The sequence below is a fragment of the Streptomyces sp. NPDC003284 genome (assembly GCF_053589675.1).
The window spans coordinates 12,226-36,489 of record NZ_JBSFSI010000005.1 but is presented as its reverse complement, the minus strand read 5'-3'; the positions used below and the strand labels follow the sequence as shown (position 1 = coordinate 36,489).

Annotated in this window: 17 protein-coding genes; 7 read left to right on the top strand and 10 right to left on the bottom strand. The window is 73.3% G+C overall.

What is annotated here, in order from left to right; translation table 11 throughout:
* Positions 1-19 precede the first annotated feature (19 nt).
* The gene (locus tag ACWDYF_RS12535) at positions 20-1,333 is read right to left on the bottom strand and encodes an LCP family protein (protein WP_389462903.1); all 1,314 of its coding nucleotides are present in this window, start codon (positions 1,331-1,333) and stop codon (positions 20-22) included.
* A gap of 131 nt (positions 1,334-1,464) precedes the next feature.
* Between ACWDYF_RS12535 and ACWDYF_RS12530 the strand changes: the two genes are divergently transcribed.
* Positions 1,465-2,022, top strand: coding sequence for an acyl-CoA thioesterase (locus ACWDYF_RS12530; RefSeq protein ID WP_389462902.1), 558 nt, complete (start codon positions 1,465-1,467; stop codon positions 2,020-2,022).
* Positions 2,023-2,056: 34 nt separating this feature from the next.
* Here ACWDYF_RS12530 and ACWDYF_RS12525 read toward each other — a convergent pair whose 3' ends face one another.
* Complete coding sequence (locus tag ACWDYF_RS12525) at positions 2,057-3,559, bottom strand: LCP family protein (protein WP_389462901.1); 1,503 nt, start codon at positions 3,557-3,559, stop codon at positions 2,057-2,059.
* Positions 3,560-3,686: 127 nt separating this feature from the next.
* On the opposite strand from ACWDYF_RS12525, the gene ACWDYF_RS12520 reads away from it, so the two are divergent.
* On the top strand, positions 3,687-4,718 hold the full coding sequence (locus tag ACWDYF_RS12520; RefSeq protein WP_389462900.1) for a glycosyltransferase family 2 protein: 1,032 nt from the start codon (positions 3,687-3,689) through the stop codon (positions 4,716-4,718).
* A 74-nt stretch (positions 4,719-4,792) separates the two neighbouring features.
* On the opposite strand, the gene ACWDYF_RS12515 is transcribed toward ACWDYF_RS12520, so the two are convergent.
* The 4 genes from ACWDYF_RS12515 to ACWDYF_RS12500 form a co-directional block, all read right to left on the bottom strand.
* Positions 4,793-6,448 (bottom strand): LCP family protein, encoded by a 1,656-nt coding sequence (locus tag ACWDYF_RS12515; RefSeq protein ID WP_389462899.1) that lies wholly within the window; start codon positions 6,446-6,448, stop codon positions 4,793-4,795.
* A 90-nt stretch (positions 6,449-6,538) separates the two neighbouring features.
* The gene (locus ACWDYF_RS12510; RefSeq protein ID WP_389462898.1) at positions 6,539-8,302 is read right to left on the bottom strand and encodes an LCP family protein; all 1,764 of its coding nucleotides are present in this window, start codon (positions 8,300-8,302) and stop codon (positions 6,539-6,541) included.
* Positions 8,303-8,529: 227 nt separating this feature from the next.
* Positions 8,530-9,804, bottom strand: coding sequence for an LCP family protein (locus ACWDYF_RS12505; RefSeq protein WP_389462897.1), 1,275 nt, complete (start codon positions 9,802-9,804; stop codon positions 8,530-8,532).
* Positions 9,805-10,036: 232 nt separating this feature from the next.
* Positions 10,037-10,792, bottom strand: coding sequence for a TIGR03089 family protein (locus ACWDYF_RS12500; RefSeq protein ID WP_389462896.1), 756 nt, complete (start codon positions 10,790-10,792; stop codon positions 10,037-10,039).
* A gap of 131 nt (positions 10,793-10,923) precedes the next feature.
* Here ACWDYF_RS12500 and ACWDYF_RS12495 point away from each other — a divergent pair, with 131 nt between their 5' ends.
* Together ACWDYF_RS12495 and ACWDYF_RS12490 are read left to right on the top strand one after the other, a co-directional pair.
* Positions 10,924-12,336 carry a peptidoglycan recognition protein family protein gene (locus ACWDYF_RS12495; RefSeq protein WP_381737720.1) on the top strand — a complete coding sequence of 471 codons (1,413 nt, stop codon included), beginning with the start codon at positions 10,924-10,926 and terminating at the stop codon, positions 12,334-12,336.
* Positions 12,337-12,405: 69 nt separating this feature from the next.
* Positions 12,406-13,488, top strand: coding sequence for a mannose-1-phosphate guanylyltransferase (locus ACWDYF_RS12490; RefSeq protein WP_381737722.1), 1,083 nt, complete (start codon positions 12,406-12,408; stop codon positions 13,486-13,488).
* Positions 13,489-13,620: 132 nt separating this feature from the next.
* Here the strand turns inward: ACWDYF_RS12490 and ACWDYF_RS12485 are convergent, their stop codons facing one another.
* The 4 genes from ACWDYF_RS12485 to ACWDYF_RS12470 form a co-directional block, all read right to left on the bottom strand.
* A complete protein-coding gene (locus tag ACWDYF_RS12485; protein WP_389462895.1) occupies positions 13,621-14,637 on the bottom strand; it encodes a DNA-3-methyladenine glycosylase family protein in 1,017 nt (338 codons plus the stop codon).
* Between the two features lie 81 nt (positions 14,638-14,718).
* Positions 14,719-16,119, bottom strand: a complete 1,401-nt coding sequence (locus tag ACWDYF_RS12480; RefSeq protein WP_389462894.1) for a coenzyme F420-0:L-glutamate ligase — start codon at positions 16,117-16,119, stop codon at positions 14,719-14,721.
* Positions 16,116-17,075 (bottom strand): 2-phospho-L-lactate transferase, encoded by a 960-nt coding sequence (gene cofD, locus ACWDYF_RS12475; RefSeq protein WP_389462893.1) that lies wholly within the window; start codon positions 17,073-17,075, stop codon positions 16,116-16,118. The genes ACWDYF_RS12480 and cofD overlap by 4 nt, the downstream gene beginning before the upstream one ends.
* Positions 17,076-17,140: 65 nt before the next feature.
* A complete protein-coding gene (locus tag ACWDYF_RS12470; protein ID WP_389462892.1) occupies positions 17,141-17,677 on the bottom strand; it encodes a cysteine dioxygenase in 537 nt (178 codons plus the stop codon).
* A 727-nt stretch (positions 17,678-18,404) separates the two neighbouring features.
* Between ACWDYF_RS12470 and ACWDYF_RS12465 the strand changes: the two genes are divergently transcribed.
* The 3 genes from ACWDYF_RS12465 to ACWDYF_RS12455 all read left to right on the top strand — a co-directional run bounded on the left by ACWDYF_RS12465 (position 18,405) and on the right by ACWDYF_RS12455 (position 24,231).
* Positions 18,405-18,668 (top strand): WhiB family transcriptional regulator, encoded by a 264-nt coding sequence (locus ACWDYF_RS12465; RefSeq protein WP_003975777.1) that lies wholly within the window; start codon positions 18,405-18,407, stop codon positions 18,666-18,668.
* 242 nt (positions 18,669-18,910) lie between these two features.
* Complete coding sequence (locus tag ACWDYF_RS12460; RefSeq protein ID WP_389462891.1) at positions 18,911-22,702, top strand: glycosyltransferase; 3,792 nt, start codon at positions 18,911-18,913, stop codon at positions 22,700-22,702.
* Positions 22,699-24,231 (top strand): DUF5719 family protein, encoded by a 1,533-nt coding sequence (locus ACWDYF_RS12455; protein WP_381737730.1) that lies wholly within the window; start codon positions 22,699-22,701, stop codon positions 24,229-24,231. The genes ACWDYF_RS12460 and ACWDYF_RS12455 overlap by 4 nt, the downstream gene beginning before the upstream one ends.
* Positions 24,232-24,264: the final 33 nt, after the last annotated feature.

Here is a 24,264-nt window from a genome sequence, read left to right as displayed (position 1 = left end):
GCTGCCGGGTGCCGTCCGGTCAGTCGCCGGTGGCGGTCACCTTCTCGTCGTTCTTCAGCTGCTCCACCAGCGTCTTGACCTTCGCCTTGTCCCAGACGAGGTTGCCGCCGACGGAACCGGAGATCGGCATGTTCATGGAGGTGCCGTCGCCGCCGCTGACACCCTTCATCGCCCAGAACATGGACGCCAGGTCCCACAGGCTCATGTCCTTGTCGACGATGAGGGAGTCGAGACCGGCGCTCATCGTCGGGTAGAACGTGAACGGGTTGAGGACCGTCGTCGGGGTGGCGACCTCGTGGGCCAGCGCGGACAGGAACTTCTGCTGGTTCTTGGTGCGCTGGAGGTCGGAGGCGGCGAAGGCGTGCCGGGTGCGGACGAAGGCCAGCGCCTGCTGCCCGTCCAGCTTCTGCTTGCCCGCCTGGAAGTCGGCGCCGGACCACTTGTCCTTGAACGGCTTGTCGATGGTCATCTCGACCCCGCCGACCGAGTCCACGATGTTCGCGAAGCCGGCGAAGCCTATCTCCACGTAGTGGTCGATGCGCAGGCCGGTGTTGTACTCGATGGTGCGCACCAGCAGCGTCGGGCCGTCCTTGGCGTAGGCCGCGTTCAGCTTGGTCGCGCCCGAGGCCGGGTACATCTTGCCGGAGTCCGAGCCCTTGAAGGTCGGGATCTCGACGTTGGAGTCGCGCGGCAGGGAGATCAGCGTGTCGCCGTTGTCCCCGACGTGCAGGATCATCATCGAGTCGGTGCGCTTGCCCTCGGCGGAGCCGGTGTGCAGCTTCTTCTTGTCCGCGTCGGACAGCCCGTCGCGGCTGTCCGAGCCGACGATCAGGTAGTTGGTGCCCTTGCCGCCCTCCGGCCGGTCGATGACCTTGGACAGGTCGACATCGCGGTGGAGCTTGGAGTCGGCCCAGAAGTACGTGGCCACCGACGTGACCACCACCAGCGTGACCAGGGTGATCGCGGTCCACTTGATGCGGCGCCGCCAGTTCGGCGCGGGCCGCGGACCGCGGGTGCGGCCGTCGCCCGGCCCGGCCGGGCCGCCGGGCCCGCCCGGCGAACCGTAGACCTGTCCGGTGTTGTAGCCGCTGTCGTAGCCCTGGCCGTCGTCGTAGGCCGGGCCCTGACCGCCGTCGACGTACGACGGCTGCTGCGGCACGCCGTAGGGCGGCGCCGCGGGGCCGGGGCCGCGCTGTCCGGGCGGGCCCGCGGGGCCGCCGCGCCGCACCTGGCGCATCACGCGCGCGCCCTCCGGCTGCGCTCCGGCGCTGCCGCGTCCGTACCGGGATCCGCGGTCGTCGCCGCCGGAGAACCCCTCGGGCCAATCATTCATGTGGCCCAGTGTGCCGGGCCCCGGGGTGTGCCCCACAAGGGCCGTCGGAAAATAAGGTCAGGGCTGTTGCCAAGCTGACACAAATTCGCCGGATCCCGGCGCGGCACAAGGTGCGGCATAAGGTGGGGCCCATGACAGATCAGGCCCCCGCCGCGGAATCCGGACATCCGGAGATACCGGGCAAGCCGACCTCGGCGTCCCGGACCACCCTCAGCCACATCATGACCCACAGCGACACCAACCTGCTGGGTACGGTGCACGGCGGGGTGATCATGAAGCTGGTCGACGACGCCGCGGGCGCGGTGGCCGGACGGCACAGCGGCGGGCCCGCCGTCACCGCCTCCATGGACGAGATGGCGTTCCTCGAACCGGTCCGCGTCGGTGACCTCGTCCATGTGAAAGCCCAGGTCAACTGGACCGGCCGGACCTCCATGGAGGTCGGCGTCCGGGTGCTCGCCGAGCGCTGGAACGAGTCCGCCCCGGCCACCCAGGTCGGCTCCGCCTATCTGGTCTTCGCCGCCGTGGACGCCGACGGCAAGCCCCGCGCGGTGCCGCCGGTGCTCCCCGAGACCGAGCGGGACAAGCGCCGCTACCAGGAGGCGCAGATCCGGCGCACCCACCGCCTGGCCCGCCGCCGCGCCATCATGGAGCTGCGCGAGCAGCGGGCCGCGCAGGGGTACCAGGACTGAGTCCGCGCCCCGGCCGCCCGCGCCGGGTGTGATCTCAGTCGCACGCCACCTGGTCGCCGCGCACCACTTCGGTGCTGTCCTGCGCCACCGTCCGCACCCGCACCTGGCGCACCTGCCGGAAGCCGCTCCCGGCGACGACCCGCAGCGTGGCGCCCTGTCCCGGCACGGCCCGCAGCTCGCTGCCGGGCAGCGCGGCGGCCAGCGACCGGGCCGAGCGGTCCCAGCGGGGGTCGTAGAACACGAGCGTCCGCGTCACCCCGCGCTGTCTGGCGTCCACGGGTGCCTTGGTGGTGGCGAACCCGGCGGCGGCCAGCGCGGTGTCCACCCGGCGGGCCAGTCCCGCCGTGTCGGTGCCGTTCTCCACCTGGACCCGGATCCGCTGCGGCGGGATCTCCACGGCCGTGGCCGCATCGGGCCTGCGGGCCGGCCTGCGCGCGGCCAGCGGCCGGTCGTCGCGCAGGGTGCGGAACAGCCGGTCCGCCTGCGCCGGGTCCCACTTCACGGTCGAGCCGAGCCCCTTGACGGGGAAGGACGCCTGGGCGACCGGCACGGTGGTGAACTCCGAGGACGAGGGCGAGAAGCTCCGCATCGCCCGGCCCAGGTCGAGCAGCTCGTCGGTGTGGAAGCCCTGGTCGGCGCGGACCGAGCCGAGCACGGCCCGGGTGACGTCCCGGAACTTCATGGGGTTCAGCAGCACCCGCGAGGAGGTCGCCCGCTCGATCAGGGCGGCCAGGAAGAGCTGCTGCCGCTTCATCCGCCCGAAGTCGCTGGCCCCGTCGACATGCCGGGAGCGGACGTACTGGAGGGCCTGCCCGCCGGTGAGGGTGTGCACGCCGGCGGCCAGGTCCAGCCCGGTGTAGGTGTCCTTCATCGGGACGGCCGTGCAGATCTGGACGCCGCCGAGGACGTCCACGGTCCGCATGAAGGCGGTGAAGTCGACCTCCAGATAGTGGTCGATCTTCAGCCGGGTCATGCTCTCGACCGTGCTCACGGTCAGGGCCGGACCGCCCTCGGCGTAGGCCGCGTTCAGCTTGACCGGGTGCGGCGGGTGCTGTCTGCCGGTGTTGCGGTCGAGGTGGGCGGGCAGATCGACGTAGGAGTCGCGGGGCAGGCTGACGACGCTGGCCCGCTCCCGGTCCTGGGACAGATGCACGATCATCATGGTGTCGGTGCAGTGGCAGGGCTGGCCGCCCAGCCGGTAGCGCTGCCGCTCCTGCTCGCTGATCCGGTCCCGGCCGTCGGTGCCGACCAGCAGCACGTTCATGCCGTGGCCCGTCGGCGGCCGGTTCTTCATGTCCCGGAAGGGATCGATCCGGGTGATGTCGGCGTCCAGGCTGGAGACCACCGCGTGCCCGATCCCGGCGGAGGCGAGCACCACCACGGAGAGCGTGGTCGCCGCCCGCATGGCCCAGCGCGGTCTGCGGCGCGGCGGCGGCGCGTACGGCATGCGGGCCGCCCGTACGGGTGCGGCGGCCTGCCGCGGCCCGCGTCGCGGTGGCGCGGGCGGCCTGGGCGGCCGGGGCGACGTGGTGGACATGGGGGGCACCTCCGCGGATGGCGTGGGTGGACACCGTGAGCACCGTAGGCCCATACGATCTGCTGACCGGTGCAGCGGCCCCCGCGGCGCGCACCGGTGTCCCCCGTTCGCGGTAACGTGAGCACCGATGAACGCCAACTCCGACGTGCGGTTCCCCGCCGTTTCTGTGATCATGCCCGTCCTCGATGAGGAGCGGCATCTGCGCGGGGCCGTCGAAGCGATCCTCGCGCAGGAGTACGACGGCGAGATGGAGGTCGTGATCGCCCTGGGTCCGTCCACGGACCGCACGGACGAGATCGCCGCCCAGCTCGTCCGCGACGACCCCCGCGTGCACACGGTCCCGAACCCCACCGGCCGCACCCCCGCCGCCCTCAACGCCGCGATCAAGGCCTCCCGCCATCCGATCGTCGTCCGCGTCGACGGCCACGGCATGCTCTCGCCGAACTACATCGCCACGGCGGTACGGCTCCTGGAGGAGACCGGCGCGCAGAACGTGGGCGGCATCATGCACGCCGAGGGCGAGAACGCGTGGGAGCACGCGGTCGCCGCCGCGATGACCTCGAAGATCGGCGTCGGCAACGCGGCCTTCCACACCGGCGGCCAGGCCGCCCCCGCCGAGACGGTCTACCTGGGCGTCTTCCGCCGCGAGGCGCTGGAGCAACAGGGCGGCTACAACGAGGAGTTCATCCGCGCCCAGGACTGGGAGCTGAACTTCCGCATCCGCGAGGCGGGCGGCCTGATCTGGTTCTCGCCCGAGCTGCGGGTCTCCTACCGCCCCCGGCCGAACATGAAGGCGCTCGCCAAGCAGTACAAGGACTACGGCCGTTGGCGGCACGTCGTCGCCCGCTACCACGAGGGCTCCATCAACCTGCGCTATCTCGCCCCGCCGACCGCCGTGTGCGCCATCGCGGCCGGGATCGTGGCGGGCGCCGCCGTGACCCCCTGGGCCCTGGTGGTCCCGGGCGGCTATCTCGCGGCCATCGCCGCCGGTTCGCTGCCCGCGGGCAAGGGCCTGCCGCTGCGCGCCCGGCTGCGCATCCCGGTGGCCCTGGCCACCATGCACATGTCCTGGGGCTGGGGCTTCCTCACCAGCCCCCGCTCCCTGGCCAAGCGGGTCATAGCCTCCCGGCGCCCGGCGGTCGTCACCTCCTCCGCCTGACCGGCCCACCCGCCCGGACACCCGAAGGGCCCCTCACCGCACGGCGGGAGGGGCCCTTCCGGATGAGCGCGCCGCTACCAGCGGTAGGGCTGGTACACGTCCATGCACTGCTTGGTGTCCGCGCCGTTGATGGCGTCGGAGTTGTCCGGGATGTCCCCGGCCTTGGGCGCCTTCTGCTTCGGGTACGTGCTGCCCTCGCGCCAGTCCGCGCCGACGACGAGCGTGACGCCGGAGACGTCGGTCGACCGCTCCACCGAACCGACCGGGATGCCCAGCGCGGTGGCGACCCGCTCGGCGTCGCCCTTCAGTTCGGCGCTCGGGTAGCGCACGACCGTGTCGGACGCGGCCGGGGCGGTCGAGCCGTCCGGCGTCGCCCTGGTGAAGCCTTTCTGCACCAGCTCGTCGCTGATGGCGGTCGCCCGGTGGCCGACCGGGGCCAGCTCGGCGGTGCGGGTGCCGTTCTGCACCGTGACACCGATCTGGCCGTCCGCGTGCGCGGGCGGCGAGCTGGGCTGCGTCGTCTTCTTGGCGCCGTCCGCGCCCTGCTTCGCGTCGGTGGGCTTGCCGTTGGCGTCGAAGGAGACGTCGTCGCGCAGCAGCTTCCACATCTTCTGCGCGTTGTTGCCGTCCGGCACGACGTGGTCGCGGTTCTGCGGGTCCTGGACGTTCGGCATCGTCGTCATGGTGATGCGGTTCGTCGGAACCGCCTTGAGCTGCATGCCCAGGTCGTAGAGCTTCTTGCCGGTGCCGATCTCCTCGGAGACGTGCAGCGACTTGGTGGCCGCCTCCGCCAGGTCCATCAGCCGGCCCGTGTCGGTGAAGATGCTCTGGTCCTTGAGCGTGCGGATCATCGAGTTCAGGTACATGTGCTGGGCCCTGGCCCGCAACAGGTCGCTGCCCCAGGCGTGCCGGGTCCGCAGCCACTGGAGGGCCTGCTCGCCCTTGACCTTGTGGGTGCCGGCCGTCAGCTTCAGGCCGGAGCCGCCGTGCGCGAGGGCCGTCGAGCGGTCCCACACGTTCTGGTTCACGCAGACGTCGACGCCGCCGATGGCGTCCGCCATCCGCACCACGCCCGCGAAGTCGATGGTCATCCAGTGGTCGATGTACACACCGGTGAGGTTCTGCCAGGTGGCGAGGGTGCAGCCGGCGCCGCCGCGGGCCAGGGACTCGTTGATGATCGTGTTGACCGGCGGAAAGCTCTTTCCGGTCTTCGGATCCCTGCACTTGGGGATGTCCACGCGGGTGTCGCGCGGGATGCTCACCACGGAGGCGCTCTTGCGGTCGGCTGCCAGGTGGATCAGCATCTGTACGTCGCCGAGCGGCGGGTTGCCGCGGTTGTCCCGGCCGCCGCCGAGCGCGATGTTGGCGTCGGAGTCGCGGCTGTCGGAGCCGATCAGCAGGATGTTCAGGGGCGTCTGGCCGTCGGCGTTCGCCTTCGACTTGGCCGCTTTGGAGTCACCGCTGCTGCGCTCGCCCTTCTGGATGTTGCCGTTCAGATGCTCGTAGTAGAGGTAACCGGCGCCGGCCGTCCCGAGTATGACCACCGCGAGTACCGTGGCCGACCAGCGCAGCACCCGGCGTTTGGGTGGTCTGCCGCCGGTGCCCCGGCCGCCGCGCCCGCCCCCGCCGCGCCGGCCGTGGCCGCCGCCTCCCGTGCTCTTCTCGTGCTGCGCCAGAGGCATCGTGTCCTCGACCGCGGGCCCCTCCCCGCGCAGACCGCTCTGCGTCAACTCCCCATCCTCCCCGCCCTCAAGTCATCGAACAGGCCTGTCGTACGCCGTGTTAGACGTACGACAGGCCCGTCAGGTCACACGGTGCGCTCAACTGGCGCACTGAACCGTGTCAGCCGTGTGCTGCCCCTCCACCTTGGGTGCCTTCTTGGGAGCGGTGAGTGACACTCCCGCGCCCTTGTAGTCCTTGCCCAGGGTCAGCGTCATCGCGGGCAGGCCCTGGGAGTTGGTCACGCTCTTGCCCGGCTTCAGCGCGGAGCCCGGCAGCCCCATGAGCGAGGCGAGTTCACGGGCCTGGTCCGCCTGGTCGGGCGCGTACTCCAGCGTGGTGTTGGCGAGCTTCTCCGGCGCGTTGCTGCCGTTCTCCGACTTGAGCACGCCCTGCTGGTTCTGGAGCCAGGTGAGGGTCTCCTGCGCCGCGCCGTCCTTGGCCCCGCCGTTGAGGACGCGCACCCGCACCTCGGAGGCCGCCGACCGGGTGCCCTTGAGCCGGGCCGCCTGCGCGTCCTTCGCCTGCTGCTGCTTCTTCTTCACCTCGGTGAAGGAGACGTCGCTGCTGATGCTGTCGAACACCTGGGGGGCCTGGACCTGATCGAGGATGACCGTCTTGTGGACCGGGCCGTCGTCCGGGTTGTCCCGCACGGGCACGGTCAGGAAGGTGATGTTCTTCGTCGGCACCTTCTTCAGCTCCAGCGCCACGTCCTTGAGCGTGCTCGCCTTGCCGATGCCGGTGTCGACGGTCAGCGACTTGGTGGCCGCGTCCGCCAGGTCGTACAGCTTGACCGGGTTGGTGAGGGTGTCGCCGGAGGCCATCTTGCGCATCAGCGAACTGAGGAACTGCTGCTGCACCTTGATCCGGTCCAGGTCGCCGTGGTTGCCGAAGCTGTGCCGGGTGCGGACGAAGGCCAGCGCCTCCTCGCCCTCGATCTTGGACGAACCGGCGGGCAGGTTCAGGTGCGAGTCCTTGTCGTTGACGGCGTGCTTGAGGCACACCTCGACGCCGCCCACCGCCGAGGTCAGGGTCTTCACGGCGTTGAAGTCGGCCATCATGAAGTGGTCCGGGGAGATGCCCGTGATCTCCTTGACCGTGCGCATCGCGCAGCCCGGGTCGCGGCCGTCCTGGCCCAGGCTCTCGTTGAACCGGACCTTGTGCGAGCCCGGGACGACCTTGGTGCTGCCGTCGGGCTGCTTGGTCGGGCAGTCGGGGACGTCGACGATCAGGTCCCGGGGGATGCTCAGCGCGGTGGCGTTCGTCCGGTCCTTGGCGACATGCAGCAGGATGTTGGTGTCCGCGTGGCCCACGCTGCCCTTGTCGCCGTAGCCCTCGTTGCCCTTACCGGTCCGCTTGTCGGTGCCGATGATGAGGATGTTGAAGGCCTCGTCCTTGCTGAAGCTGTCCTTGGCCGCGCTGCCCACGTCGGTGGTGGTGACGTTGCCTTCGAGGTGCTTGAGGATCAGATAGCCCGCCGTACCGGCGCCGACCAGGACGAACGCCATGGTGCCGCCGGTCCACATCAGGACCTTCTTGGTCCGCGACCGCTTCTTCTTCTCCGGGCGGCGGCTGCGCCGGCCGGGCGGCGGCTCCTCCTCGCCGGGCGCGCCGCGACGGCGGCGCGGGCCGGGCACGGTGGGCGCCGGGGCCGTCTCGTGGGCCTGCTCCGCGTCGGACGGAGTGCCGCGCCGCCGGGAGTCGCCGCCACCGGGCCCGGGGGCGGCGCCCCGGCGCTGCCCCGGCACCGCCGACTGCGGAGGGGAAGGGTCCAGTCGCAGTTCGTATTCACCGGTGGCCGGATTGAGCACCCACTGGTCTGCGGGATCAATGTTGTCCGCCCGCCCACGGCCTTGCGCGTCCACGGTTGTCCGAACCCTCCGTCGGGGCCACGCGGCGCCTTCCCCCTGAGGCGCTCAGGTCTGGTTCACACAGTGCGCGACCCCAGGATGACCTCGTGGCCGGTAGCACCGGATCGCTCACACTATCCGGCCTGTTGAGCATTGAGCGACGCCGGTGACGAATTCCACGCCCCTACAACTGGGCAATCCGCCCATTCTCCCCGGACAAAAGTTCGCCCTTGGCGGCGGCTTTACCCGCAGGGGGCCTGTGCGGCGGTATTGCCGGTGAAGGTGGGCGTCGGCGAAGGTGGGGCCGCGAGGACCCGGCTGGTCCCGGCGGCCGCCGGGACGCCCGGATAAACGTACTGAACGTAGTCGTCCGGCTGCGCAGGCGATTCCTCGCCGGACGTGGAATCGGGTCCCCGCACGGAATCCCGCGGCCCGGAATTGCCGTTGTTTGCGCCGGAATCCCGTGAATCCTCCGGGGCCACCTCCACCGGCCGGTCGGTGCGCAGCCGGGCGAACAGCTTTTCGGCCTCCGGCTCCACGAGCTGATCGCGGTCGGCGTCGTAGGCGTACGACTTCCGCGGAACCGTCAGGAACCGCACGCGTTCCGTGGGGATGCCGCGCAGTCCGCGCACGAGTTGGTGGAGACCGCGCAGATTCGCCAGCGCCGGGTCGGTGGTCAGCGAGGAGGTGGCCGCGTCCAGGACGGGGTACAGCTTCACCGGGTTCAGCAGGACCCCGTCGCCGCGCACCTTGCCGACGAGGGCGCCGAGGAAGTGCTGCTGCCGTGCCATCCGGTCGGTGTCACTGCCGTCGCCGAGCGTCTTGCGGGCCCGGACGTAGCCGAGGGCCTGCTCGCCGTCGAGCGTCACCCGGCCCGCGGGCAGCCGCAGACCGGCGTCCTTGTCGGTCACCGGCTTCTTGAGGCACACCCGCACGCCGCCGACCGCGTCGACCAGGTCCTTGAACCCGCCGAAGTCGACGACCATGTGGTGGTCGACCCGGATGCCGGTCAGCTTCTCCGCGGTCCGGATCGTGCAGGCCGAACCGCCCACCTCGTAGGCGTGGTTGAGCATCGTGAACACCGGCGCGCTGCGGCTGCCGTCCCGGCGGCGGCAGCCGGGCACGTGCACCATCAGGTCGCGGGGCAGGGACACGGCGGTGGCGCTGCGCCGGTCGGCGGCCAGATGCAGCAGGATCACGGTGTCGGACCGTTCGGTCCCCGCGTCGCGCCCGTATCCCGTGTTGCCGTCGCCGGTCCGGGTGTCCGACCCGATCAGCAGGATGTTCTGCGCCCCCTTGACCAGGGCGGTGGGCCGTTCCTTCTCGTAGCGCCGCAGTTCGGCCGCCGCGGCCTCGTCGGCGGTGATGTTGCCGCTGAGCCGGGCGTAGAGGGCCCAGCCGGTCACGGCGGAACCGCCGACGAGGACGGCCGCGGCGAACGCGGCGGCCTGGAGTCTGCGCAGGCGCCGCGCCGCCGCCCCGGCGCCGGTGGCCGACGCGCCCTGTCCGGGCCCCACGGCCCCCGGGACCCGTACCCCTGCCCCGGGTCCCTCGTCCTGCCCCTCCGCCCTGCGGCCCACGACCGCGACCACCCTCTTCCCGGCCTCTTCCCGACCGTCTTCCCGATGTCCCGACGTCCCGACGTCCCGTCCGTAAGACGATGGCCCCTCGGGGGAGGGGAGGCGGGGTGGTGCTGGGCCGAACGGGGGAAAACGCCGGGACGAGGGGGGAGCGGGACCGGGGCGGCGGTCACCTCGCCGTGGCGGTGACCCGTTCCGTCTCGATGCGCTGGGCCAGGGCGGTCTCGTCCAGGCGGTCCAGATGGCGGCACAGGACGACGGACCCGCCCGAGGCGAGCGGCGCGTACAGCCCCGCGCTCAGTCCCTCCCAGGTGTCGTACGCCAGCCCGGACAGCAGCCGGGAACCGGGCCCCGTCAGGCCCAGCCGGGACGCGTCGGCGCGGGCCCGCTCCACGACGTCGGCCGCGGTGTGCTCCGCACCGGCCACGATCAGCGCGGGCTCCTCCGGGTCCACCGGCGCGAACGGCGCGAACCGGTCGCCCTGGCCCGGCACCTCGACGGCGTAGTCGGCGAAGCCCGCGGGCGGCTGCGGGAACCGGCCGCCCAGCGGGCGCAGCGCCAGCGCGATCCGCTCGCCCGAGCAGGCCCGCGCCGCCTCCAGCGTGTCCGGCCCGCTGACCACGACGTCGGCGGCCCCCGGGTTCCCGCCGACGTCCGCGACCGCGCCCACCGACGCGCACGCCAGCAGCCACACCGCCGTCTGCCAGTGCACCGGCAGCAGCAGCGCGACCCGGTCACCGGGGCCCGCGGCCAGGTCTCCCTGGAGGAGGTTCGCCGTCTTGGCCACCCAATTGGCGAAGGTGGCGACGGACAGTTCGACGCGTTCGCCCGTGGCGTCGTCGTAGAAGGTCACCAGGGGGCGTCCCGGGTCCGCGGCGAGCGCGGAACGCAGCAGGTCGGCAGGGGTGCGTTCGGTGGCGTTCACCCGCGTCAGCGTACGCGGCGCGGGCCGCCCGCGGCGAGGGACGGCGGCCCGGATCTCGCCGTTCGGGCATCAGTTCGAGGGAACATCACCCGACGCACCGTCAGTTCGTAGATGGACATATATGTGTGACTATGTCCAAGATCGGGGGCATGCGTCGATACGGATTCCTTGCGTCCTCGATCGGTGTCACCTGTGCGGCCGGACTCGCCCTCGTGCCGGGCGTCCCCGCGGGTGTTGCCGCAGCCGCCGCACCGGCCACGGCGCCGGGAGCGGCCCCGGCCGCGACGGCGCCCGCCGTCCCCGGCAGCACCCAGTCCCTGCCCCTGGCCGTGCGCGCCGCGGGCCACGCCCGCGGCCGGTCCGTCACCGCCGCCCGCCTCGAACAGGGCCTGTACCGCACGGACGTACGGCACTTCTCCCTGGTCGGCGTCGTCTGGGACGACCCGGACACCGAACTGCACGGCACCGTCCAGGTCCGCACCCGCTCCGCGGCCACCGGCACCTGGTCCGACTGGCAGGACGTCGACACCCACAACGCCGACCACGGCGCCGATCCGGGCGCCGCCGAGCGCGCCGCCGGTCACATCCGCGGCGCCACCGCACCGCTGTGGGTCGGCGACTCCGACGGCGTCGACCTGCGGGTCCGCGCCGACACCGGGGACCGGACGGACGGCGACGGCGCCCGGCAGCCGGCCCCGCTGCCCTCCGGGCTGCGCCTGGAACTCGTCGACCCCGGCGACACACCCCCGGCGGGCCCCCAGGCCGACCAGGCGCGCACCGGCGAACTGACCGAGGCCGCGACCGCCGCCTCCGCCGCCAACTCCGGCCTCGCCCCGCTCGGCGCCACCGAGATCCCCGCCCTGGACCAGGCGGCCACCGCACGCGAACTGCTCGCCCTGCGCGGCGACGAACTCACGGCCGCCCAGCGCGCCAAGCCGTACATCGGAGCGCGCCCGCGCATCGTCACCCGGCACGGCTGGGGCGCCGACGAGTCACTGCGCTCGCGCGGGTTCGGCTACACGAAGAAGGTGAAGGCCGCGTTCGTCCACCACACCGCGACCGGCAACAACTACCGCTGCTCGCAGGCCCCCTCGGTGATCCGCAGCATCTACCGCTACCACGTCAGGAGCATGGGCTGGCGCGACATCGGCTACAACTTCCTCGTCGACAAGTGCGGCACCGTCTACGAGGGCCGCGCCGGGGGCGTGGCCAAGCCCGTCCTGGGCGCCCACACCATGGGCTTCAACAGCGACAGCGTGGGCATCGCCGTCATCGGCACCTACAGCAAGACCAAGCCGTCCTCCGCCGCCCTCAAGGCCGTCGCCCGGCTGACCGCGTGGAAGCTCGGCCTCTACGGGATGGACCCGCGCGGCAAGACCTATCTGAAGTCCGGCGGTGGAAACCGCTACAAGAAGGGGAAGAACGTCCATCTGAACGTGATCTCCGGTCACCGGGACGGCTTCGCCACCGACTGCCCCGGACGCAAGCTCTACGCCAAGCTCGGCACGATCCGCTCGACCGCGGCGCGCTACCAGGGCCGCTGAGAGCGGTCTGCCTACACTGTCCGGCCGAAGGACGAAGCGGCCGGTCCCGGCAGGAAGCGGAGACGACAGGTGAAAGAAGCGATCCTCCTGGTCGGCGGCAAGGGGACCCGGCTGCGCCCGCTCACGGTGCACACCCCCAAACCCATGGTGCGGGCGGCCGGCGTGCCCTTCCTCACCCATCAGCTGGCACGGGCCGCAGCGGCGGGCGTCGAGCACATCGTGCTCGCCACCTCCTATCTGGCCGAGGTCTTCGAACCGTACTTCGGCGACGGTTCCGCCCTCGGGCTCCATCTGGAGTACGTCACCGAGGAGGAGCCCCTGGGCACCGGCGGCGCCCTGCGCAACGTCGCCGCGCGCCTGCGCTCCGGGCCGCACGAACCGGTGCTCGTCCTCAACGGCGACATCCTGACCGGCCTGGACATCCGTTCTCTGGCGCGCACCCACGAGGAGAGCGGCGCGGACGTCTCCCTGCACCTGACGAAGGTGACCGACCCGCGCGCCTACGGCCTGGTCCCGACCGACGCCTCCGGCAGGGTCCTCGCCTTCCTGGAGAAACCGCAGACCCCCGAGGAGATCGTCACCGACCAGATCAACGCGGGGGCGTACGTCTTCCGCCGCTCGGTCATCGACGGGATCCCGCAGGGCCGCCCGGTGTCGGTGGAGCGCGAGACCTTCCCCGGTCTGCTCGCGGCCGGCGCACACCTCCAGGGCATGGTGGACTCCACCTACTGGCTGGACCTCGGCACCCCGGCCGCCTTCGTCCGCGGCTCGGCCGACCTGGTCCTCGGCCGCGCCCCCTCCCCGGCGGTGCCCGGCCGCTGCGGTGACCGCCTCGTCCTGCCCACCGCCGTCGTCGCCCCCGACGCCAAGCTGACCGGCGGCACCGTGGTCGGCGAGGGCGCCCGCGTCGCCGAGGGCGCGCGGGTGTCCGGCAGTACGATCCTGCCCGGCGCCGTCATCGAGCCCGGCGCCGTCATCACCGACTCCCTCATCGGCACCCGCGCCCGCATCGGCCGCCGCTCCGTCCTCACCGGCACGGTGATCGGCGACGGCGCGGTGGTCGGCGCCGACAACGAGCTGCGTGACGGCATGCGGATCTGGTGCGACGCGCGCATCCCGGCGGGCGCGGTGCGCTTCTCCTCGGACCAGTAGGCGGCCGCTCCCGGGCCCGGGAGCGCCGGGACAGGGAGCGGACGGCGGCCGGACGGTGGTTCCGCCGCGGTCAGGCCGCCGCCTCCGTCCTTGGCGCCGGTCCCGGCCTGGTCCGGCGGGCCGGTGCGCGGCTCACAGCCGTCCCATGTCGCGCAGCGGCATCCGCGGTGCCCGGCGCGGCGGGATCCGGCCGCTGAGCAGGATCAGCCGGGCCGCCCGGTGCCGCTGACCGGCGTACGGCTCCAGCAGCCGCAGCATCTCGGCGTCGTCGGCGTCCCGGTTCCCGGCCAGCGCGAACCCCACGATGCCGGGCAGGTGCAGGTCCCCGACCGTCACCTCGTCGGCCGCGCCGTGGCTGCGCTGCACGGTCTCCGCCGAGGTCCACGGCCCGATCCCGGGCACCACCTCCAGCCGCCGCCGGGCCGCCGCCGGAGGCATCGCCGTCGCCTCCTCCAGCCGCGCGGCCACCCGCACCGCGCGCAGCACCGTCGACGCCCGCTTGTCGTCGACCCCGGCCCGGTGCCAGTCCCACGACGGGATCAGCGCCCAGGCGCGCGGCGCCGGCATCACATGCATCGGCACGGGGACGGGTCCGGGCGCCGGTTCCCCGTACGCGCACACCAGCGTCCGCCAGGCCGCGTACGCCTCCAGCGTGGTGACCTTCTGCTCAAGGACCGAGGGGATCAGCGACTCCAGCACCAGTCCGGTGCGGGTCAGCCGCAGCCCGGGTCGCCGGTGCCGGGCCAGGGCGAGCAGCCGGTGCCGGGGCGCGAACGCCGCCGGTTCGTCGGCCGCGCCCAGCAGCTCGGGCAGCTGGTCGAGCAGCCACTCGGCGCCCGGCCCCCATGCCTGCCCGCACACCTGTCCGCCACGGACGAAGACCCGCAGCGTGCCCGGCCCGAGCGGGGTGCGGCTGGCCCGCCACACGGACCCGTCCGGCATCGCCCGGAACGTCGGATCGCCCGGCCCGCGCCGCAGCGGCCCGAGGACCAGGCCCAGGTCCAGCGGCTCGTCCGGCGCCCAGGCCCGCACCCGCTCGGGTCCGCCCGGCGGCACCTGAGGCGTGCCCGCGGCAGCGGGTACGGCGGCCCGGCCCCCGGACACGGTCGAGTGCGGGGGCCGGGGGCGCGGGGCGAAACGTCCTGCCACGATCAGTTCCCGGGGTCGAAGGCGGTCGCTACGAGCCTAGGGCAGGTCTCTGGCCGGTCACCCCGTCCCGGCGAGGCCGCCTCAGCGCACCTCGACGAACGTCTGCGGGTCCCGCTCGTCCCGGGGTCTGGGCGGGCCGTCCGGGTGTCCGACCGCCACCGCGCCCATCGGGTCCCAGTCGGCGGGCAGTTCCAGCACCTCGCGCACCACGTCCCGGCAGAACATCGTCGAGGACACCCAGGCCGAGCCGAGCCGCTCCCCGGCCAGCGCGACCAGGAAGTTCTGCACGCCCGCTCCGGCGGCGACCACGAACATCTCCCGCTCGGCACCGTCGCGCCGCGGGTCGCCGTAGGTGTGCGAGCCGTCCATGACCAGGCACGGCACCACCAGGTACGGGGCGTGGCGCAGAACGTCCCCGCGGCGCACCCGCCTGGCGATCGACTCCTCGCTCTTGCCGTCCCGCCGCAGGTCGGCGATCCAGGCGTCGCGCATCGCGTCCAGCAGCCGGGTCCGCGCCCCGGGCGACTCCAGCAGCACGAACCGCCACGGTGTGGTGTGGTGCGGCGCCGGAGCCGTCACCGCCGCCGCGACCGCGCGCCGCACCGCACCGGGGTCCACGGGCTCGTCGGTGAAGGACCGCACCGTACGCCGCTGGGTCACCGCCTCCCGTACGGCCTCGGAGGTGCCCAGCCGGAACATGTCGTCGCGTGCCTCGCGCACCAGCGCCCGCGCGCCCGGCCCGTCGTCGTCCGTGACCGTGTGCCCCAGGCCGCGCACCACGGCGACGGGCAGCCCGGCTGCCTTGCCCTTGACCAGGTCGCCCGCCGCGGCCAGTTCGTCGGCGGTGGCGACGACGGTGGCGCCGAGCGGGTTGCCGTGGGCGTCGGTGCCGCCGCGCAGGTCGTCCAGGACGCGCAGTCCGGCGGCGCCGATGGCGACGTCGGTGAGCCCGGCCCGCCAGGGGCGGCCGAAGGTGTCGGTGACGAGGACCGCGACGTCGACGCCGAGCACCGTGCGCAGGCCCTCGCGGATCGCGCGCGCCGAGGCGTCCGGGTCCCCGGGCAGCAGCAGCACCGTGCCCGCGGGCGTGTTGGAGGCGTCCACCCCGGCCGCGGCCATGACCAGGCCCTGCCGGTTCTCCACGATGCGCAGCGGTCCGCGCCGGGCCACGACCCGCACGGTCTCGGCGTCGATCGCGGCCTCCCGGTCGGCGGCCTCGACGACCCGGCCCTCCGCCTTGGAGACGATCTTCGAGGTGACCAGGAGCACGTCACCGTCGGCGAGGCCCGGCTCGGCGGCGGCGATCAGCTTGGCCAGGTCGTCGCCCGGGGCCACCTCGGGGATGCCGGGCACGGCCCACACCCGGAACGCGGGCGCCGTACCGGGACCGGAGGGGGCGGCGGGACCGGCGGACCCGGCGGTGCCGCCGCTGTCGCCCGTGTCGGCCGTGTCGCCCGTGCCGTCGGCGGGTGTGCCGCTCATGCCGTGCGCACCTCCTCGGCCAGTGCCAGCGCCTCCCGCGCCATCTGCGCGGTGGCGTCGAGGTCGCTCATCATCAGCGGCACCGCGCGGCAGCGGATCCCGGCCGTCTCGACCCGCTCCACCGCGCCCGCGTCGACGGTGTCGACGAGCCAGCCGTCCAGCAGCCCCGAGCCGTAGTGCTCGGCGACGGCCGCGGCGGTGGACTCCACGCCGACCGCGGCGAGGACCTTGTCCGCCATCCCGCGCACGGGCGCGTCGCCGACGATGGGGGACAGGCCCACCACCGGCACCCCGGCGTCGGCGATGGCCTCGCGGATGCCGGGCACGGCGAGGATGGTGCCGACCGAGACGACCGGGTTGGACGGCGGGAAGAGGATCACGTCCGCCGCGGCGATGGCCTCCAGGACGCCCGGCGCGGGCTTCGCCTGCTCCGCGCCGACCGGCACGACCGCCTGCGCCGGGACCGACGCGCGCAGCCGCACCCAGTACTCCTGGAAGTGGACCGCCTTGCGCTCGCCGTCGATCTCCACGGCCACATGCGTCTCGACCCGGTCGTCGGACATCGGGATCAGCCGCACCCCGGGCTTCCACCGGTCGCACAGCGCCTCGGTGACCGCGCTGAGCGGATAGCCCGCGCCCAGCATCTGGGAGCGCACGATGTGCGTGGCGAAGTCCCGGTCGCCGAGCCCGAACCAGTCCGGTCCCACGCCGTAGGCCGCGAGCTCCTCCTTGAGGTGGAAGGTCTCCTCCGCCCGGCCCCAGCCCTGCTCCTCGTTGATGCCGCCGCCGAGCGTGTACATCACCGTGTCCAGATCGGGGCAGACCTTCAGCCCGAAGAGGTGGATGTCGTCGCCGGTGTTGCCGATGACGGTGATGTCCGCGTCCGGCACGGCCCGCTTCAGACCGCGCAGGAACCGGGCACCGCCGATGCCGCCTGCCAGAACCACAATGCGCATGGGGCAAGTCTGGCAGGCGGGTACGACAACAGGGCACGCGGTCGCCGGAGTCGGCCCCGGACGGGTCACGCGTTGACGGCGTCCGCCGCTTCCCGGCCGCCGCTCGCGGCGGCGCACCGGGCGGCGGTCCGCGCGGCGGGGGAGTCGTGCATCGCCATCTCGGTCAGGCCCGGGAAGTAGACGTGCAGGCTGACGGCCGGACGCAGCGCGTCGTTGGTGACCTCGTGCACGTATCCCGGTGCGAACACGCGCTGTTCACCCGCCGCGAGCGCGCGCGTGCCCCGCCGGGTGCGCTCGGTCAGGGTGCCCTCCAGGACGGTCAGCACCCCGGAGGAGCGGCCGTGGTCGTGCGGCCCGCTGCCCTGTCCGGGCACCCAGGACAGCAGCCACACCTCGTAGCCGGGGCCGGTGCGCAGCCGGTGGTACCAGCGCGTCGTCGCGTCGTAGCGGACGAGGTGCTCCCACTGGGCGCGGTCGGCGGCGACGGCCCTGGCCAGGCCGGCGAACTCGGCCACGGTGACCGGGTGCTCGCGCGGAGCCTGGAGGAGGTGCGGGACCTCCAGGAGGTCGCCGGCGATCTGGAGGTCGCTGTCGCTGTTCATGAGGTGCGGTGGTTCCTCGGGAGACTCGGAGATCTGCGGGATCCGGGGATCCGCGGCGATCGGCGTGGTTCTCAGGCGTGGTGCTGAAGGGGGCGCACCGGGTTCCGTGGGCGGGACCCGGGCGGCGGCCGGAGCGGGCGCGTGGACGCGCGGGGCTCAACAGCCGCAGCAGCGACAGCTACAGCGGGCGCGGGCAGCACCGTGGGACCCGGCGGTGCGGGTCGAGGTGAGTGCCGAGTGCGCGAGCATGCCCACAAGCACATCGGTTCACACCAGCGCTGTCAACTCACTGCCCGGAATGTGGGACATGTTTCACCTCATCCGGTTCATCTCGCAGGTGAAAGGTTTGCTCAGCGGGAGACCGGGACACATGGCGCACAAGCCGGGCGCGCAAGCGCCGTTGCGATCCCGTGATCCGACTGTGATCCGGTTCGCTTCGGCGCGCGGGCCGGAACGGGATCGAACGCCAGGTCGTCCTTCCTGGTGCGGGCACCGACGGGGGTCCGCGCGGGGCGGGCGGCCTTCGGTGCCCCTGCTGGGTGTCAAGGTTTATGCCGATTTGAACACTTTCCGCATGGCCTTGGTTCCGCAGAGTGAATAAGGGGCTCAATAGCAGATCTCGGCTTGACTCGCCCGGAGCAGCACACTTGTAATTTCACTCGTGTCGTTCAGCCGGTATCGGTAACGGCTACATCACGGGGACGCGAAAGACAGACGAGGGGCGCACATGACCGAGCTGGTGCAGCAACTGCTGGTCGACGACGCGGACGAGGAACTCGGCTGGCAGGAGCGCGCGCTGTGCGCCCAGACCGACCCCGAGTCCTTCTTCCCCGAGAAGGGCGGCTCCACCCGCGAGGCCAAGAAGGTCTGCCTCGCCTGCGAGGTCCGCTCCGAATGCCTCGAGTACGCCCTCGCCAACGACGAACGCTTCGGCATCTGGGGCGGTCTGTCCGAGCGTGAACGCCGCCGCCTGAAGAAGGCCGCCGTCTGAACCCGGCTCCGGCCGCCGCCCGGCAGGGCTCCGGCCCCTGTCCGGCCGCGCCGCCCGGCCGGACCGACACCGCGCAGATCCCCGCAGAATCCTCACGAACGGCCCGTCGCAGGTGGGTTATCCACAGGCGGCGGGCCGCCGTCTTGCCCAGCCAGTAGTGTGGTCGCTCGTCCGAGACGCCCGCCGCCCTCAGCAGGCACGGGCGTCCACCGCAGTCCATCGAACCGGGGCCGTGTATCTCGATGTCCGTGCACAGCCGTACGGCAGCCCACCACGACGGCGCAGCGCCGTCGGACCCCCCGCGCGCCACGCGATACGCCCCGGCGCAGTCCGACCCCGACCGCCCGCCCGAGTACCCGCGGCACATCGTGACCGCCGTGCTCGTCTCCCACGACGGCGCCCGCTGGCTGCCCGACGCGCTCGCCGGACTGCTCGGCCAGGAACGCCCCGTCCAGTACGCGGTCGCGGCCGACACCGGCAGCGCCGACGCGTCCGCCCAGGTCCTCGGCGAGGCCCTCGGCGACGACCGGGTGCTCCACCTCGCCCGCCGCACCGGCTTCGGCCAGGCCGTCGAGGAGGCCGTCCGCACCGCCCCCCGCCTCACCCCGGACGAACTGCCCTACCTCAAGCGCCCCAGCGGCTGGGACCCCGTCACGCGCACCTGGCGCGACGACGCCTACGACCTGCCCGACCTCCCGCACGGCGAACCTGTGCAGTGGCTGTGGCTCCTGCACGACGACTGCGCCCCCGAACCGGACGCCCTCGCCCACCTGTTGCGCGTCGTCGACAACGAGTACGAACTCGGCCGCGAGGACGTCGCCGTCGTCGGCCCCAAGCTGCGCGGCTGGTACGACCGCCGCCAACTCCTCGAAGTCGGCGTCAGCATCGCCAACTCCGGCCGCCGCTGGACCGGTCTGGACCGCCGCGAACAGGACCAGGGCCAGCACGACCACGTGCAGCCCGTCCTGTCGGTGTCCACCGCCGGCATGCTGGTCCGGCGTGACATCTTCGAACAGCTCGGCGGATTCGACCGCCGGCTGCCCCTGATGCGCGACGACGTCGACCTGTGCTGGCGCGCCCACATGGCCGGACACCGCGTCCTCGTCGCCCCCGACGCCGTCGTACGCCACGCCGAGGCGGCCTCCCGCGAGCGCCGCACCGTCGACTGCGTGGGCCGCACCGCGGCCTCCCCGCACAAGGTCGACAAGGCGGGCGCCGTCTACACCCTGCTCGTCAACACCCGCACCGCCGCGCTGCCCTGGGTCCTGGTGCGGATCGTCGTCGGCACCCTGCTGCGCACCCTCGCCTACCTCGTCGGCAAGGTCCCCGGACAGGCCCTCGACGAGATCCGCGGCCTGGCCGGCACCCTGCTGCGCCCCGAGCGGATCATCGCGGGCCGACGCGCGCGCGGCGCACCGCAGATCGACAAGGGGGAACTGCGCCCCCTGTTCCCGCCGCCCGGCGCCACCGTCCGCGCCACCGTCGAACAGGTCGCGGGCAACCTCGTCGGCGGCTCCGACCCCGAGGTCTCCTCCGCGGGCCGGCACGGCGGCGCGATCGAGTCGGGACCCGGCGGCGAGGACGCCGACTTCCTGGAGATCGAGCAGTTCGCCCGGCTCAAGCGCATCGCCCGCAAACCCGGCCCGGTGCTCTTCCTGGTCCTGCTGCTCGTCTCCCTGATCGCCTGCCGCGGCCTGCTCGGCGGCGGCGCGCTCGCGGGCGGCGCCCTGCTGCCCGCCCCGCCCGGCTCCGGCGACCTGTGGGCGCGCTACCTCGACTCCTGGCACCCGGTCGGCGCCGGAGGCACCTCCTCCGCGCCGCCCTACCTGGCGATCGTGGCGCTGCTCGCGTCCCTGCTGCTCGGCTCCACGGGACTCGCCGTCACCGTGCTGCTGGTCGGCGCCGTGCCGCTGGCCGGATTCACCGCGTACTTCGCCTCCCGCCCCCTGATCCCGTCCCGGCTGCTGCGCGCCTGGGCGGCCGTCGTCTACGCCGTGCTGCCCGCCACCACCGGCGCCCTGGCAGGCGGCCGCGTCGGCACCGCGGTGCTCGCCGTCCTGCTGCCGCTCATCGCCCGCGCGGGCGTCGCCGCCACCGGGCTCACCGCCCCGGCGGGCACGCGCGGCAGCTGGCGCGCCACCTGGGCGTACGCCCTCCTGCTGACGATCACCACCGCCTTCACCCCCATCGTCTGGCCCCTCGCGCTGGTCCTCGGCCTGGTGCCGCTGGCCGTGCGCCGCGGCGACCTCGTGGCGCGCCTGCTGCGCTTCCTGGCCCAGATCCTCACCCCGCTGCTGCTGCTCGCCCCCTGGTCGCTGACGCTGCTGCCGTCCGGCTTCTTCCAGGAGGCCGGCCTGGAGTACGGCTCCTCGGCCGCCTCCGCCCTGGACCTGCTGGGCGCCGCCCCCGGTGGACCCGGCACGGTGCACGGACTGATGCTCATCGGCATCGTCCTGGCCGCGCTGGCCGCCCTGCTGCGCACGCAGCGCCAGGCCGCCGTCTGGGCCGCCTGGACGGTCGCCCTGGTGTCGCTCGTCTTCGCCGTCCTGTCCAACGACTCCACCTGGGCCGGACCCGCGACCCTCGTCTACGGCCTCGCCCTCCTGGCCGCCGCCCTGCTCGGCGCCGACGGGGCACGCGCGCGCGTGGCCGAGCAGAGCTTCGGCTGGCGCCAGCCGGTCGCCGCGCTGATCGCCTTCGCCGCCGCGGCCGGTCCGCTGCTCGTCGTCGCGGGCTGGATGATCCGCGGCGCCGACGGCCCGCTGGAGCGGCGCGACCCGGTGCAGGTGCCCGCGTTCGTCGCCGAGGAGAGCAGCACCCGCGACCAGGCCCGGACCCTGGTCCTCGACAGCGACTCCCCGGCGCACGTCGGCTACATGCTGGTGCGCGGCTCCGGCGTCCGCATGGGCGACGCCGAACTGGCCGCGGCAGGCAGCGGCAACAGCAGGCTCGACAAGGTCGTCGCCAACCTGGTCGCGGGCTCCGGCGCCGACCAGGCCGGACAGCTCGGCGGCTTCGCCGTGCGCTACGTCCTCGTGCACAAGGGCGCCCCCCGCGAGATCACCCGGGTCCTGGACGCCACGCCCGGCCTGTCCCGGCTCAGCCAGCAGGACGGCAGCGCACTGTGGCGGGTGAACCAGGAGGTCTCGCGCGCCGCCATCGTGCCCGCCGCGGCCCCGGGCGGCGGCACCGGCTCGGGCACGGCCGCGGCCCAGCCCGTCGCCGCCGGTCCCGTGGAGATCCACACCACCGTCCCGGCCGGTGCCGAGGGCCGGGTGCTGCGCCTGGCCGACTCCGCCGCCGCGGGCTGGAGCGCCACCCTGGACGGCAAGCCGCTCACCCGCACCACCGTCGACGGCTGGGCCCAGGGCTTCGAGCTCCCCGCCTCGGGCGGAAAGCTCGACGTCACCTTCGACGCCCCGTTCACCCGTACCGCCTGGCTGTGGGCGCAGGGCCTGCTCGCCGTCGTGCTGGTGGTGCTCGCCCTGCCCGGCCGCCGCCGCGACGTCGACGACGACCTGCCCGAGGAGGAGCAGCCCGTCCCCGCGCAGCCCGTCACCGGCGAGGGCCGCAGGGCCCGCCGGCTGCGTGCCCAGGCGGAGGCCGAGGAGAGCGCCCAGGAGACCGGGCAGGACCCGGCCGCCGAGCCCGCGCACGAGGAGGGCGCCCCGGCCGCCGTACCGCAGCAGCAGTCCTACGGCGAGTGGGACACCACCGCCTACGCCGGTGCCCCGGCGGCCACCGACTACGGCGCCTACGGCGACCAGCAGTACCAGGCCGCGGCCCCGCCCCAGCAGTACACGACGGGCGGGTACGACCAGACGTACCAGGGCGGCCAGGCCGATCCGTACCAGAGCGGCCAGTACGACCCGTACGCCTACGGCGGCCGACCGGCTCCCGGCGGCTACGACCAGACGTACCACCAGCCCTACGAGGAGCAGCCGTACGGCGAGCAGCCGTACGACCCGGCACAGCAGCACCAGCACCACCCGCACGGCAACGGCAGTGAGCGCCCCGACGGGAGCCAGCAGTGAACCGCACGACCCTGTCCCTGATCGCCGGTGCGGCCGCGCTCGCCGCCGTCACCGGGTTCGCCGCGCTGGAAGGGCCCGCCGAGGCGGGCACCGCTCCCGCGCGGGCCGCCGCCCAACTGCCGGTGGAGCGCACCACGCTGGTCTGCCCGGCACCGAGCGACTCGGACATAGCCGACACCTCCTACACGTCCTTCACTCCCGTGACGAACGGCACCGGAGCCGACGGCAAGGCCGAACTCAGCTCCGCCACCCAGCAGTCGGACGGCGGCGCCGACAACTCGGCAAGCAAGGGCAAGAGCAAGGGAAAAGACAAGGACAAGGACAAGAAGAAGGCCGACAAGCCCGCCCTCCAGCCCAAGGAGCCGGGCAAGCCGGTCACCGGGGACACCTCCGGCGGTGACGCGCCCGCGCTGATCGGCACCGCCGAGGGCAAGTTCGCGCCCGGCTGGACCATGCAGCAGACCACCGAGGTCGCGGCGGGCGCCGGGCGCGGGCTGCTGGGCATGGACTGCACCGCCCCGGACACCGAGTTCTGGTTCCCCGGCGCGAGCACCGCCGCGGGACGCTCGGACTACGTCCACCTGACCAACCCCGACGACTCCGCCGCCGTCGTCGACATCCAGCTGTACGGCAAGGACGGCGCGGTGAAGTCGGAGGTGGGGGAGGGCATCACCGTCGGCCCGCGCTCCAGCGAGCCGGTCCTGCTGTCCACGCTCGGCGACACCCGGCAGGAGGACGTCACGGTCCATGTGACCGTGCGCAGCGGCCGGGTCGGCGCCGCGGTGCAGGCCCTCGACGAGAAGATCGGCGGGGACTGGCTGGCCGCCGCCGCGGACCCGGCGTCCTCCCTGGTGCTGCCCGGCATCCCCAAGGACGCCACCTCCGTGCGGCTGATCGCCTTCACCGCGGCCGACGCCGACACCGACCTGAAGGTCCAACTGGCCTCGCCGACCGGTCTGATCACTCCCGCGGGACACGAGACCGTGCACCTGAAGGGCGGTATGACGACCGGCGTCGACCTGGGCGACCTCACCCGCGGCGAGGCGGGCTCGCTGGTGCTCAGCCAGGGGCAGGCGGCCGTTCCGGTCGTCGCCGCGGTGCGCGTGACCCGTGGCAAGGGCGGCAAGCAGGAGACGGCGTTCATCCCGGCGTCCGGACCGATCGGGACCCGGGCCACCTCGGCCGACAACAGCGCGAAGGGCTCGACGCTGTCGCTGACCGCGCCCACCGCCACCGCCCAGGTCAGAGTCACCGCGTCGGCGGGCAGCGAGGGCGGTACGGCCCAGTCGAAGACGTACACGATCAAGGCGGGCACCACCCAGGACATCGACCCGCCCCGGCCGTCCGGTCTGAAGGGGAGCTACGCGCTGACGGTGGAGCGGCTGTCCGGCGGCCCGGTGTACGGGGCCCGCACCCTCATGGCGACGGAGGAGGGCGTCCCCGGCTTCACCGTCCAGACCCTGCCGGACGACCGGGGCACGGTGTCGGTGCCGCAGGCCGACGAGGACGTGTCGGTGCTCCAGAAATGACGGCACCGCGCTCCAGGACCGGCGGCACCGCAC

Excerpts from the sequence above, each read along its gene's own strand:
- ACWDYF_RS12530 (WP_389462902.1), top strand. The coding sequence starts at position 1,465 with ATGACAGATCAGGCCCCCGCCGCGGAATCCGGACATCCGGAGATACCG.
- ACWDYF_RS12470 (WP_389462892.1), bottom strand. The coding sequence starts at position 17,677 with ATGAACAGCGACAGCGACCTCCAGATCGCCGGCGACCTCCTGGAGGTC.
- ACWDYF_RS12495 (WP_381737720.1), top strand. The coding sequence starts at position 10,924 with ATGTCCAAGATCGGGGGCATGCGTCGATACGGATTCCTTGCGTCCTCG.
- cofD (WP_389462893.1), bottom strand. The coding sequence starts at position 17,075 with ATGCGCATTGTGGTTCTGGCAGGCGGCATCGGCGGTGCCCGGTTCCTG.
- ACWDYF_RS12460 (WP_389462891.1), top strand. The coding sequence starts at position 18,911 with ATGTCCGTGCACAGCCGTACGGCAGCCCACCACGACGGCGCAGCGCCG.
- ACWDYF_RS12535 (WP_389462903.1), bottom strand. The coding sequence starts at position 1,333 with ATGAATGATTGGCCCGAGGGGTTCTCCGGCGGCGACGACCGCGGATCC.
- ACWDYF_RS12480 (WP_389462894.1), bottom strand. The coding sequence starts at position 16,119 with ATGAGCGGCACACCCGCCGACGGCACGGGCGACACGGCCGACACGGGC.
- ACWDYF_RS12525 (WP_389462901.1), bottom strand. The coding sequence starts at position 3,559 with ATGTCCACCACGTCGCCCCGGCCGCCCAGGCCGCCCGCGCCACCGCGA.
- ACWDYF_RS12520 (WP_389462900.1), top strand. The coding sequence starts at position 3,687 with ATGAACGCCAACTCCGACGTGCGGTTCCCCGCCGTTTCTGTGATCATG.
- ACWDYF_RS12465 (WP_003975777.1), top strand. The coding sequence starts at position 18,405 with ATGACCGAGCTGGTGCAGCAACTGCTGGTCGACGACGCGGACGAGGAA.